We start from the raw sequence: 13,752 nt of genomic DNA, 5'->3' as shown, positions 1-13,752 counted from the left end.
AGAATTTAGAGAGTTACTGTTAAGAATTGTTTCCTGTGATACTTTTCTGTAAGTGATTACAAATGTTTAGAATTTTATACAAAAGTAAAAATGTTATCAGTGACCAGTGACCAGTAACCAGTAACCAGTGACCAGTAACCAGTGACCAGTGACCAGTAATTCGTGACGAAATTAGAACCCCGGTTTCTTGAAGAAACCGGGGTTCTGACACCTCAAACCAGTGAACAATTGATCCTCATACTTAAAAGTAGGGGATTTGAATAATAAATTTTTTTTATAAATAAATGCAGGGGGCTAATTGCTGGTCACTGGTCACTGGTCACTGGTCACTGAAAAGACCCTGGTGGGATCGGCACAGGTTGAGGAGTGGTCAAACAGGTTCCCTGTCTGTACCAGATTCCCTCAACTTCAAAAGCCTCGAACTCAGTTGTAAGGATTGCCCAAGTTTGTTCGTTGAGTCCACCGCAGTAAGTCCAAATAAATCGGCTCTCATTGCGTAAGCGCCGTTGCAGTTCTGCTAAATCTTCCGGTAGCCAAAATCGGGTCATCACCCTTTGAGTGGCAATCTTTGGAAAAGACTGCAACATATCAGACATTGCTTGGTTAACAATGATTTGCTGGTTGTTATCTTGTCTGACAATACTGACTGGACGCTGATTTTCAGATGCTGCAATCATTCGATACAACAATGCTGTCGGTAAGTACAACTGGCTGCAAAAAACTGTTTCTCCAGGGAAAATGCGTTCGCCCTTGGCGCAAGCCGTACCCGGCTTATCGCTAGTTTTAGCAGATACAGGCATTTTTTGAAACCCCATCCACCCGTAAAACTCAATGGGATGCTTGCAGCGTTTCCATGCTATTCGCACTTTCCCCTTAATTTTTGCTGCGGTTTCAGTCAAAACATCCCCATAAGTTTGAGCAAGACGAGTTGCATCTTGCTTTGTAGGGGCAAGGATAGAAACTCCTTCAGAAGACAGCTTATAGTTCCAACCTGGTTGATTGATGACTTTCAGAACACTCATACTCATCTATTACACCTCCAGAATTGTCATGTAAGCACTTAAAAGTTTGTTGCCAAATCATCTTACGTTCTTGCTCGGGAATGCCCAAAGTAGACGTGATAATGGCGAAGTCCCCAGGTGTGGGTAGTACTTCCCCTTTGGCAAGCGCTTGCAAGTTTTTGATTCCAAGGTGCCTCAGTTTTGTCATATTGACTCGAACCAACTCCGCAATCGTTCTTGGGAAATAGGTTTGTTCGGGTGTTGAGAAGTTGGAAGCAGTTCGTTTAGCCAGCCACTCACAAAGCATCTCTTCTATTGCATCACTTTGGGAAATTCCCTCACGAGCACAAACGCTTTTGAATTCCCGCGCTATATCTAGGAGAACATAGCCGCTGACTTGTTTGTAATCAACAGAACGCCTTTTGTCAGTCATGTCATGTTACTGGGTAACGTTATTTCGGAAGATTTTGGCAGAATTCTGGACAAATTGGCCAAAATTACTGCTCATTTGAGCACTCCAAACGGGGTATTGTTTGCCTCGACAAACACAGAATCCATATTCCGTGCTGAGTCATGGTGGAGTCAGCAGACCGAATTGCTTCGATCTTCTCGCTCATTGCTCCAGTTCACGTACTCCTCTGTTTGCCATTCCGTAGACGGCTGATATCACGCTTGTCTTTATTTTCCCGCATTTGACCTAAATTGTAGAAATAGGAATTAAATTACTAACTATTAATCTTACGTCAATTTTGAATGAATTCTTGACAGAAAAAAATGACAAACGTTAGTATTAAGTAGGGCGAATAATTGCTATTAAATATAAAAGAGAAAACAAAAAAAGGTAGATGCCCCCTGAGGAGTTGTTCTCGAGTTAAAGACAAAGCATCCCGCTAGCTAGCTGTTATAGTTTGCAGCTAGCCTTAAAACTGAATTAACAGAATTTGTGGGGTTATACTTTAGCCCTTAGGCACTTATTATAAGGCCAAACCACTGAGTTGGATAGTCGATAGTTGAAAAGACGCGAGAACTCAATGGATTTGTTGGGAATTGTTCAACGGAGGGGCAAGGATGCCCACTCCACAATATTTGGGTAATTATTTTTTCCGAAACCGCCCGTTGGGGCGCTTTACTTTTCCGGCGACAAATCCGTGCTGTAAAGAGTTTTGCCCTCTAGATTCAGCAATGCCACTGTCATCACTTCTGTATTACTGTTAATTTTCACAGTTCCGAAGAACTGGAAACCATCACTTGGGGGTCGATTTGCTGGTAAATCTGTAGGAATACTCAGGAATTTTAACTGCGGACCAAAGGTATTCTCAAGTCGATTTGGTCCAAAAGTACCAGAGTTAAGAGGACCTGCAACAAACTCCCAAAAAGGTTTAAAGTCGGTAAACTGTGCTTGAGTGGGGTCGTAGTAGTGGGCTGCTGCGTAATGTACATCAGCTGTTAACCACACGACGTTCTTAATGTCACTGCGATGGATAAAGCTCAGTAAATCGGCAAGTTCGAGTTCCCGCCCCAAAGCAGGACCATCTCCGTTCGCTAAATTTTCAAAGTCGGTAGGACCATCTGGAACCAATAACCCAATTGGCATATCACTAGCAATAATTTTCCAGGTTGCTGTCGATTTCCGCAATTGGTTTTTTAACCAGCGCACCTGGGCGTTGCCTAAAAATGCTGTTTCTGCGCTTTGTTCTGTTTGACGATTTGGTGTATTGGGTCCCCGGTAGCTGCGCTTATCGATCATGAAAATTTCCAGTGAAGGACCATAATTGAACGAGCGGTAAATTCTGCTTGGGTCTTTACCATTGATGTCAATGGGGAAATATTCCAAGAAAGCTTGATTTGCTCGTCTTGCTAACAAAGAAACATCTTTGACGGTGTAGCGATTGTCATTAAGAATTTCACCCGGATACCAGTTGTTGGTTGTCTCGTGGTCATCCCACTGGGCTAATATAGGAACCTCAGCGTTAAAACGTCGGACGTTATTATCCAATAAGTTGTAAATGTAGTTACCTCGAAACTCCTCTAGAGTTTCAGCAACTTTTGACTTTTCCGGAGTTGTAATGTTTTTCCAGATGCTACCATCATCCAATTTGACTTCTGATTGGATTGGACCATCGGCATAAATAGTGTCACCGGAATGAATGAAAAAGTCTGGATTGAGCTTCCGCATGGTTTCGTAAATCTTCATACCACCAAAGTCTGGATTAATACCCCATCCTTGACCGGCAGTATCCCCCGACCATGCAAAAAAGATATCTCGTTGACCTTTATAAGTAGGAGAAGTTCGGAAAGATCCGATCGCAGGTTCGCTTTCTTTGCTGGTATCATCTAAATCTTGGAAAAGTACCCGATAGTATATCTTTTGATCTGATGGTAAGTTCTTAAGATAAACCCGTGCCGTATAATCGCTGACTTCTAAAGCATTGGGTCCAACAACACGTTGTGCATTTCGGAGAGATTCATCTAGACTGTATTCCACAATCAGCTTTGCCGGTTTGTCGCTGCGACTCCAGATGACAGCTTTATTGCCACTGATATCACCACTTGCTACACCATAAGGGATAGTAGGACGGTCTGATTTGATGATGGCAGGTGCTTGGGCAAAAACTTGTGATTTTGATAGAAGATCCGTGGCTATGATTCCACCACTTGTCATAGCTGAACTTATCAAAAACTGGCGACGGTTGAGCTTTAGTGGAGAATTGGATTTCATAAATATAGAAGGGTGTTAGTTGTTAGTTGTTAGTTGTTAGTTGTTAGTTGTCTCTCAAAGAAACCGGATTTTTGGAACGAATCTACCGCAGATATAGAAAAGAAAGTGATTGCGTTCTTTAACACTTTGAAAGTTAACTAATGGGGGATTCAGTTGTCAATCATCCCACTCACTTGTCTCTAACAAAATTTATTAAAATCGCAATATATAAGTAATTTCTTTTTAAGGAAGTACCTTATATTACTCTTTAGCAATTTTTTTAAACCTTTAAATTTAAAAAAATACAATGAAACACACAAATACATACGTATTTTTTTTTACTTTGTAAAATAATTATGAAGAATTATAAAACAATTGTCTTGTTTGCGTAATTTCTCCAAAAAAACTTTCGTTAAACTTTTTTTTCTGCTACCTTAACTTTAGTATAAGCATTTAATGCATACTACAAACTAAACCAATCAAGATATTCACGTTCTTGGTCAAAAGTTAACAAATTCATTCCTCTTGGTAGTCTACTATCCTGAAAATTTCTATCAATGTTGTTAGTCATTACGATCGCAATAGTTAGTCTCTGCCCACTGCTCGTTTTACTTTTTATGGCTTGGGTGTGGGCAGAAACAGAAAAACGCAAGTCTCAAGAATTCGGAGAGTAATCTGACTAGTCACTAGTTACTGCTCACTGGTCACTGGTCACTGGTTACTGGTTACTGCTACCAAGGCAATTGGCTACCATCCCAAGAAAAAAACTTTCCGCTATCGTCTTCTTCAAGTTGCTCAATAACACTCAGTAACTGAGTGACTGTCCGCTCAACGGAAAACAATTTTTCAGGTGGTACGTTTGCTTGAAACGGTTTGGAAAGACGAGTATCTGTTGTACCGGGATGTAAGGTGACAACTATGGTTTTGGGACTAGTTCTTCCATACTCAATCGCCACTGTTCGCAAGAACATATTAAGAGCCGCTTTCGAGGCTCGATAACCATACCATCCTCCAAGTTGATTATCACCTATACTACCGACTTTGGCTGAAATACTAGCAAAAACACTACGCTCTTTGTGACGGAATAAGGGTAATAGATGTTTGGCGAGTAAAACCGAGCCAATACTGTTAACTTGGAAGTAGCGCATTAAGTGTTCTGGATTAATTTGTCGTAAACTTTTTTCTGGTTCTAGAGAAGATTCATGCAACATACCCACACAATTAATGACTAGATGAAGTTGCTGTACTTCTGTGCGGATCTTTTGGACAACGTCAGCAATCTGTGATTCATCAGTAATATCCATTGACAGACAAGTTAAGCGATCGCCCTTGGCACAAGCTGTACCCGGCTTATCGCAGTATTTGTCTGCTAAAGTTAACAACTCAGAAGCAGAATCTGGTTGACGATAGGTTGCATAAATTTTGGCAATTCTATCATCTTGCAGTAATGTTTTTACAAAACCAAAACCGATACCTTGGCTTGCTCCTACAATCAATGCATTAGCATTTTTTATTTTTTGAATAAAAGACATTTTTGATGTAAAGTTATATCATAACTCAGAGATGCTTTTAACTGCAAAATGGTCACAAAGCAAGTTATCTCGGCTGACTTTTCTCTGTCTTGCGGTACAAATTCTAAATCCGAGAGTACATAATAATATAGTTAGTTGTCATTGACTCAACACATTGCTGTACGGTCAGAGAGTCAACTACCTAAACCTCTCCGAAGCGGAGTAGGTGTAGGCTTGCCAAAAACTAAAGCTTGTCTTTAGCTCTCAATAGGCAACGCAAGAGTTGGTTAGGTCACTGGGGAGAGTCAAAAGCTCGTTACAAGGGGCATTATACGTTGTTAATTTGCCAACACCCAGTTCTGAGTTCCAGTAGTGCATTACGAACGTATATTTATAAAAAAATATAATGATGACTCCCCTGCAGCGCAAACAATTAAGAGATGCCCTAATCAGTGCTTTTCCCGAAAGGTCATTGTTGGAACAATTGTTAGATTTCGATCTAGATAAAAAACTAAACCAAATTACTCTAGATAGTAACTTACAAAGCGTTGTATACCAATTGATAAAAACGGCACAAGCTCAAGGATGGCTTGTTGACCTAGTTCGCGCTGCATACGAAGAAAACCCTGGGAACTCTCAGTTAGCAACCATTGCTCAAGAATTGTTGACTCCGGAGATACCTTCTGTTAAGTCACTAAACATCCCTTCACATTACAGCAATAAGGAAGATGCCATAGATAAATATCACAAGCAGGTTGAGGCATTTGCAGAAGATGGAGAGATTTCTTTTGGGGAATCGGAAATATTAAAGGATTTACAAAAAAAACTAAAATTAACCGAAGAAGAAGTTCGTGCAGTCCGAGACAAAATATTAGAACCTTTTGGGATATATAAAGAAAATTTGGATAAATATAGGCAAGTCTTTACCAAGTGGGTAGATGAACAAGGATATCCGCTCTTAGAAAAGGCTAAAGCTGATTTGAAGAAACTGCAAGAACACTATCAGCTTAAACATGAGGATATAGCTCTTTTGGAAAAAGAAGCTGAACAACAAGAAGTACAGAGATTGCAACGACAACGAGAACAGGAAGAAGCCTCAAGACGACGACAACAGCAATCTACTTCCACAGCCTCAACACTTAATACCCGTTTAGAGCCAATTAACCATTTGCAGAAAATCTTGATTTTGGCAGCAAATCCAAAAGGTACTAGTCAGTTGCGTCTAGACGAAGAGTTGCGTGAAATTGAACAAGGGTTACAACGGGCTAGACAACGCGAGCAATTTGAAATCAAGTCAGCATTAGCTGTCCGTTCTAGAGATATTCACCGCTCTATTTTAGATTTCAAACCAAATATCGTTCACTTTTCTGGACATGGAGCAGGACTTGACGGTCTGATTTTCGAGGATGAAACAGGACAAGCAAAGCTAGTAGACGCTTTGGCTCTAGCTAGACTATTTAAGCTATTTGGCAACCGCGTCAAATGTGTAGTGCTTAATGCTTGTTATTCAGAGATTCAAGCTAAGGCAATAGCTCAACATATTGATTATGTTATTGGTATGAGGCAAGCAGTTGGAGATAAAGCAGCCATTGAATTCGCAGTTGGTTTTTACGATGCTTTAGGTGCTGGAGAATCGATTGAATTTGCATATGAACTTGGTTGCACACTGATTCAGATTCAGGGGATTGCAGAAGAACTGACTCCCAAGTTGTTGGATAAAAAACAGTTGAATGATTCCCCCAATGCTCGCGGACAGGATTGTAACCCACCCTCAAGTGAAGTTATTGAAACTCGAAGTACCGTTGTAACTGAAGATTCAGATGATGCCCTAAGTAGTGAAAAGGGTATAGACTATACCAAACTCCGAAATTTCCTAAAAGCAGGACAGTGGAAAGAAGCAGACTATGAAACCTATTTGGTGATGCTCCAAGCTGTTGGTCGCTCTGAAGGTGATTGGATTAGAGATGAAGAACTTTTGAACTTTCCTTGTACAGACCTCCGCACCATAGATCGCTTATGGGTAAAATATAGCTCAGGACGCTTTGGCTTCAGCATTCAAAAACAAATTTATCTTGAAGTCGGGGGGTTACCCGACGGCAACTACTATAAAGAAGCCTGGGAAAAATTTGGCGATCGCGTGGGATGGAGAGTGGAAGAAAGCTGGATTGGATATGGAGAAGTTACATTTGATACCGTAAAAGTTCCCCGTGGACACCTTCCTGGCGGGTTTTGGTGCGGTTTTTGGGTCGTATCCTTGTCCTCTACGGGAGTGGTCTCCTCTTCTCTCGCATTGAGACTTGCAAAGTGTAACCTATAGTCTGAACTTTCGACTCTAAATTCGCTTTTTAAGCTCATCTAGTACGAAACTAGGAGTTTTTGCGTCCATGCCTTTAGCGATACAACAGTCTTGTACTGCTAGTAAGAAACCTTTGATAAGCGCCTGCCTATTCTTCATCAAGTCTACCGTTTCTAGGAAGTTATGCCATTTTTCTTCATCATTACCGTAATAGTTTAATACGTATAGCCCAGCAAGATATTCAGCCAGGGGATCGAGCACTATTTGAACTTTATCCTGAGTCGGTTCGAGTATTTTAACGAGACGAAGTCGTTTTTCAAGATACTGGAGATGGGTTTCGGCATTATCGCCTAACGAGGCTAGTACAGTATCGTAGTCAGCTGGTCTTGGTTGATAGGTGTCCTTCAGACAATTCCAAGCAATTACTCCCATATCACGGTGAACCGTGCGATTGTCTAGCTTGCTTGTTCCTTCCATACTACGATTCACCGCGTTCAAATAGCTGAGCATCAAATCAGGAATATTGTCAGTTACAGGCAAAGATCTGTCTGATTGATTGTTCTTAGTAACAATCATCTGATCTGCGTATAATTTGGCAAGTAAAACCGTAATATTGCGCTGACCAATCATTTGTGATAAGCGACGACAGGCTTCAAAATAATCTACATCGCTAAAACTGTTCCGCTTTTTTTGTAGTTTTAGGTAGCTATCTATAAATACGGACAGCGAAGCGCTCTTAAGGCGTTGAGGTTCAATTGTAGTCTTAGGTTCAACGTTGAATACTTCCTTAATCCGAGATGTGACAATTAAAGCATTCACAGGAAAGTCCGGATCGCCAAACTTGATTTTCTTTTGTGTGTCTTCACTCATCTCAGACAAACGATCCACAATGACTAATACACGGCGTTGCCGAAGCAAATGTTCGAGCAATTCTTTCGGAATCGGCTCAGCTTTACCGATTAAGCTATAAAGCTGTCTAGATATAGATCGGATAAATGGTTGTTCGCTTGCTGCAACATCTAAATCAATGTCAAACTCAATCAATACTGGTATCATGGGGTGGCGACAAAGACGTTTGGTCTTTTCGCTCGATATTGCCCACCACGCCAGTTGGCAAGCCAGACTCGTTTTTCCCGATCCCCCTTCCCCCCAAATGAGAATATAACTTGGATTTCTAGAGAATGTCGATCGCAAATCTTGACTCGTCAGATTAGAAATCGTTTGCTCGTCTAGATTAAGCGGGATGGGAATACGAGTAATGTGAGAGCGGACGGTATCTTTTTTCTGAAAAGCTGCTTGGGTAGGTTCAAGATATTTTGTGACCCATGCATCTAGCACCCGATGTCGGTAACGAAAAAACGCAAAAAACGTAATATAAGGAACGGTCTGAAGTGTTATCTTAAACGCACCAACAATCGGACTAGGTACTTCAACACTGAGGAGTGGAACAAAGGCTTTATTGATTTTTAGCAGCCAGAGTGGGCGTAACCAAAAAATAATGCCCCAAAGCAATGGTAAACTCACAAAGTAGAACGCTAGCCCTAAGCTCCAAGGATTTTTATACAACCATTCTAACACTCTGTCTAGTATACGAGATTGCCGTTGTAGTCTGAGGCTTTCAAGGGAACGATCAACTGTTGCGGTGGAAAAACCAGCTTCTCTCATAGCTTTAGAGGACTTCTCCGCATCCAATATAAATCGATCTAACTTTGAGAGCGGAGCAGTTTTGCCTTCGTTCTGAAATCTTAAAACCACTTGTTCTAATGCATAGTGAGCATTTACCTGAACCTGTTTCTTCTTGTCCTTGAGAAGATCGATCAAAGCCGGAACAACAGTCCTCGCATCTGAACTATGGGTCGATTCCAGGGCATAAGCAGCATTTGCTCGAATTTCTGAACTCCCATTCTTTAATGCGTTGACTAGAACTGAGATAGCATCTAATGGGAGAGTTGTTTGGAAGTTTGAAGCCATTACTCTCAAGGCAGACGCAGCGGTTGCACGTATGCCTTCCTCTTGTGTCTCGTCCTTTAATACATTTATAAGAGCAGAAGTAGATCTAGTATCGTTCCCAAAACCTCCTAACGCATATACTGCTCTTTCTCGAACTTGTGCTTCAGTATCCTCTTTTAAAACTGTAATGAGAGCCGGAACAGCAAGTTCCCTGTCTGCTTTAATAGTTCCCAAAGCAGAAACGGCACTCGCACGAAGACCTACTTCATTTTTCTTTGCTAGAGCTTTGATAAGAGCGAGAACAGCACGACTATCAGACACTGCATTCAACTCAGAATGACCAAGGGAATCGGCAGCTCTTGCACGAAGAATATCATTTTCCTTCTCATCGTCTAAGACATCAATGAGAGTAGAAACGCTTATTTTGGCAGAAGATCCCATCCATCCTAGTGCATATGCTGCTCTAGCACGAACTTGTACCTCCTGAGTTTTGTCTTTTAAGGTGCTGAGGAGAGCAGAGACAACGCGTCCAATCGGCTCATCTTGTTCTTGCAAGCCAGCGTGTTGTCGCGCCTGCCAGATAATTTTTCCTAAAGCATCAGCTGCTCTTGCACGAACATCCGATCTAAATTCTTGCTGTTTATCTAAAGTACTAATCAGTGCAGGAACTGCTGATTCAACAAGCGTGAGAAGGGAATCGCGATCCTTAGTCAAACTTCTGTGCTGTAATGCAGCAGTGGCACTAATGCGAACGGCTGCTTCAGGATCTTGCTTCAGGGCTTTGATGAGGGCTGTGACAGCAACCTTATCGCCTAAGGTTGGATTGCCTAAAGCAGAGGCAGCATTGACGCGATCAACTGGAGCCGTGTTCTCTTCTACTAGTTGCTGGACATGGTATTTTACCTCTGCCTCCGGAGTTCGAGTCCACCCCGGATAACAAACTAGGAGTATCGATAAAGGAACATACGCAATAAAACTGCTTTTAAGCGCTAAAAGTAGGTTTTGTATTACGCATTTAAGCATCTATCGTTTCCCACAAAGTGATTCAATCACCGTTCAGCTTAAGTCAATTCACACACAACCCGAAAACCGATGTTATAACTTTGATCGTACAGTCCACCCTTACTGCGACTTGCTGCCCGACAGCGATCAAAGAAGGTACTCCAGGCTCCCCCACGCATCACCCGGAATTGATACTCATTGTCTGATAACCATGCCCGTCCTTTTGCGTCAGATCCTTCATAGTTATCGTGCCAATGGTCAGCGCACCATTCCCAAACTAACCCATGCATATCGGACAAACCAAATGCATTCGCAACTTGAAAACTTCCTACAGAAGTCGTTTGTTGACGATATATAACTTGCTTGTTTTGCTTGAGAGAGGATACATCTCCCATGTTTCCTGAAGAATTGAAACCGCTTTGCCCTGAAGGATTACGTCCTGAAGGACATCCCGAAGGACATCCTGAAGGATTACCTCCTGAAGGACTACCTCCTGAAGGACTGGAAGAACTCCCCTGACTAAGCATTTCATCAATTTCAGTACTATGGGTCTTTTTGAAGTTACGGATGGCGTGTCCGTTGTAGTTCGCTAGAACAGTTGTCAGGTTTTCACCAAAGTGAAACGAGGTTGTAGTGCCAGCGCGACAAGCATATTCCCACTCGGCTTCAGTGGGTAGTCGATATGTCCGTCCTGTCTGCTTGCTGAGACGTGCACAAAACTCAACAGCATCATACCAGCAGATACGCTCTACAGGGTTGTTGTCTCCCTTGAAAGCGGACGGATTAGGATCAAGAAAACGTTTAATTTTGGGGAGTGCTGCTACAGACTGCCACTGTGACTGGGTGATAGGATACCTACCTATGGAAAAAGCATCTACTGTTACGGCGTGCGTTGGACCTTCATTTTCGTCTCGTCCTATTTCAGTTTCTGACGATCCCATTTCAAAGGTACCACTAGGAATAGCAACCATCTCTAGGATTTCATCACTACCAAGAATTTCAATAAAGCGTTTGGCATGACCAATACTGTGGATTTCTTGCCCTTGGGAATTTACTGCAACACTCTCAAATTGAAAGGGGAGTGTGACAATTGAATTCGTTTTCGCTAATCCACGTAATGGAAATATTGTTCTGGTAAATAGAGCTGTACTGAATCCATAACTAGTAAAACTAAGTAACTGGAGTACGCGCCGTCGTGACCAAAATTTCATAACTTGTTGTCCTCTTCAAAATGTGGTTTCAACAGAGAGTGAAATTCAGATATTATGAAGATAGGAAAGCTTTGTAGCTCGAAATTACCATATTTTGAGGTGGGTTTGCAGATAAAGTCAGTAAATCGTAAAGTTTTTCTCCAGAAGAGCGATGTCCGCAATTTTGTAACCCAAAATACATTTTTTGAGTGAACTATGCTTAACCCGTTACATTTTAGGTGCGGAATGAGGGCTTTATACGAACACTCCTTTTTGTCCAAAGTCCAATACTTAGTGGTCTATTTTCCGATGCAGAACCTACTGAAAATTTTATCCAATACTGATTCTGTGACCTCCTCACCAGTAATTTCTCCCAGCGCTTGAATTGCGCCTCGCAAGTCAATCGTCCAAAAATCAAGAGGTAGCTGCTGAGCGATTGTTTCCTGTACTTGTTGTAACGACATTTTCGCTTTGACAAGTGCGGCTGCTTGTCTTTGGTTAATCGCTAAATCTAAGTCAGAGGCTTGTACTTTATCTATTCTGACTTTTTCCAAAATCGCTGCTTCTAAAGCATCAAGCCCTTGGTTTTGAGCAACGGCTGTCTTAACAACATGGCTAATACTCTTGGGATATTGCACTTCTGCTGGTGATGCTAGGTCAATTTTGTTGATCACTAAAATCAAAGGACGATGTTGCACTTGTTCATAGATTTCTCTATCACCTGCTGTCCAACCTGTTGAAGCGTCTACAGTCAACAGCACTAAATCCGCACCACTTGCAGCACGTCGGGAACGTTCAACCCCAATCTTTTCTACTTGGTCTTCTGTTTCCCGAATTCCGGCTGTATCTAAGACCTGCACGGGAATTCCACCCACAACTAACTGTGATTCTACAACATCGCGAGTTGTACCGGGTAAGTCAGTCACAATGGCGCGATCGCTTCGACTCCAAGCATTCAACAAACTCGACTTACCTACATTCGGACGCCCAACGATCGCCACTTTTAACCCAGTGCGAAGCAGTTCGCCTTTGTCAGCAGTTGCCAAGATGTTGGCTATTTCTACAGCAACTCTCTCAATTTCCGAGATAACTCTAGTTTCATCTAACGGTGGTAAATCTTCCTCAAAATCTATTCGAGCTTCGATTTCTGCTAAAATATCTAAGCAACTCTCCCGTAACTGACGGATAGGATGCGCTAATTTTCCTTGCAATCCTGCCAATGCGGCTTGTGCTGCTTGCGGCGATCGCGCACCCACCAGATCGGCAATACTTTCTGCTTGAGTTAAATCCAGTCGTCCATTTAAAAACGCCCGCAGGGTAAACTCTCCCGGCTGAGCCAGTCTAGCCCCATTTTCCAAACAGAGCTGCAAAACCTGCTGTACTGCCATGATTCCTCCATGACAGTGAAATTCCACCACATCGTCACGAGTATAGGAACGAGGTGCTTTCATAATCAGCAAAAGCGCTTCATCCACCACTTGTTGTGTCTGTGGATGGCGAATATAACCATAGAGGATACGGTGACTTTCCCAAGCTTGACGCCCTGGTGCGTGAAACAATGTTTGAGCAATGTGCATTGCTTCCGTCCCGGAGACACGCACGATCCCAACACTGCCTTGTTGGGGGACAATAGCAGTTGCGATCGCGGCAATAGTTCCAGTGGTTGCAAAGTTTTCTGACATTCAGTTACGATTTATAGTGAATTGCAAAAAATTAAACTTATCATAGTTCAAGTGTACCAATATTTGTTACCACGCCTCATCCCTACTCCCTACTCCCCACTCCCCACTCCCTATTTTCCAAGGAGTTAATCATGGAACAAGCAAAAATTAACTGCGCCGAAGCTTGCGTCAATGGTTGTGTTTTAGGGGATGAGTGTCCCAACACAGAGTTCAAAGAAGCTGCTTCAAAGTTTATTGAAGATACTCCCTTAGACCAAATGATCGAAATAGCTGAAATGGCAAGAATGAAAAAACTGATGGAACCTCCTAAATGGCGTAACAACATATCGTAGTCAATCGGAGTAAATCCCAAAATATACAATTGTTCATTTGTTTCGCAGTCTGATTGACGGTAGTAACTACTTTGCTGGTCAAGTAAAGCA

The 13,752-nt window shown here is 42.1% G+C and carries 9 protein-coding genes; 2 read left to right on the top strand and 7 right to left on the bottom strand.

The annotated features are described in order from the left end of the window. Positions 1-326: 326 nt before the first annotated feature. From WA1_RS48555 to WA1_RS48540, 4 genes are all read right to left on the bottom strand, one after another. Positions 327-1,028, bottom strand: a complete 702-nt coding sequence (locus WA1_RS48555; RefSeq protein ID WP_026134539.1) for a hypothetical protein — start codon at positions 1,026-1,028, stop codon at positions 327-329. After that, on the bottom strand, positions 979-1,434 hold the full coding sequence (locus WA1_RS48550) for a hypothetical protein (RefSeq protein ID WP_017742372.1): 456 nt from the start codon (positions 1,432-1,434) through the stop codon (positions 979-981). The genes WA1_RS48555 and WA1_RS48550 overlap by 50 nt, the downstream gene beginning before the upstream one ends. 693 nt (positions 1,435-2,127) lie before the next feature. After that, positions 2,128-3,720: an alkaline phosphatase D family protein gene (locus WA1_RS48545; RefSeq protein ID WP_017742373.1), complete on the bottom strand. Its 1,593-nt coding sequence runs from the start codon at positions 3,718-3,720 to the stop codon at positions 2,128-2,130. A 710-nt stretch (positions 3,721-4,430) separates the two neighbouring features. After that, positions 4,431-5,231 carry an SDR family NAD(P)-dependent oxidoreductase gene (locus tag WA1_RS48540; protein ID WP_017742374.1) on the bottom strand — a complete coding sequence of 267 codons (801 nt, stop codon included), beginning with the start codon at positions 5,229-5,231 and terminating at the stop codon, positions 4,431-4,433. A gap of 385 nt (positions 5,232-5,616) precedes the next feature. Here WA1_RS48540 and WA1_RS59095 point away from each other — a divergent pair, with 385 nt between their 5' ends. Continuing rightward, positions 5,617-7,527 carry a GUN4 domain-containing protein gene (locus WA1_RS59095; RefSeq protein ID WP_017742375.1) on the top strand — a complete coding sequence of 637 codons (1,911 nt, stop codon included), beginning with the start codon at positions 5,617-5,619 and terminating at the stop codon, positions 7,525-7,527. 15 nt (positions 7,528-7,542) lie between these two features. On the opposite strand, the gene WA1_RS48530 is transcribed toward WA1_RS59095, so the two are convergent. The 3 genes from WA1_RS48530 to mnmE all read right to left on the bottom strand — a co-directional run bounded on the left by WA1_RS48530 (position 7,543) and on the right by mnmE (position 13,330). Beyond that, the gene (locus tag WA1_RS48530; RefSeq protein WP_017742376.1) at positions 7,543-10,479 is read right to left on the bottom strand and encodes a HEAT repeat domain-containing protein; all 2,937 of its coding nucleotides are present in this window, start codon (positions 10,477-10,479) and stop codon (positions 7,543-7,545) included. 38 nt (positions 10,480-10,517) lie between these two features. Beyond that, positions 10,518-11,669 (bottom strand): formylglycine-generating enzyme family protein, encoded by a 1,152-nt coding sequence (locus WA1_RS61125; protein ID WP_017742377.1) that lies wholly within the window; start codon positions 11,667-11,669, stop codon positions 10,518-10,520. 278 nt (positions 11,670-11,947) lie between these two features. Then, entirely contained in the window at positions 11,948-13,330 is a 1,383-nt protein-coding gene (gene mnmE / locus WA1_RS48520) for a tRNA uridine-5-carboxymethylaminomethyl(34) synthesis GTPase MnmE (protein WP_017742378.1), read from the bottom strand. Between the two features lie 131 nt (positions 13,331-13,461). Between mnmE and WA1_RS48515 the strand changes: the two genes are divergently transcribed. Continuing rightward, complete coding sequence (locus WA1_RS48515) at positions 13,462-13,662, top strand: hypothetical protein (RefSeq protein ID WP_017742379.1); 201 nt, start codon at positions 13,462-13,464, stop codon at positions 13,660-13,662. Positions 13,663-13,752: the final 90 nt, after the last annotated feature.

The sequence above is a fragment of the Scytonema hofmannii PCC 7110 genome, from assembly GCF_000346485.2.
Taxonomy (GTDB): Bacteria; Cyanobacteriota; Cyanobacteriia; order Cyanobacteriales; family Nostocaceae; genus Scytonema; species Scytonema hofmannii.
The sequence above is the reverse complement of the archived record's forward strand: the minus strand, read 5'-3'. Positions and strand labels throughout refer to the sequence as shown.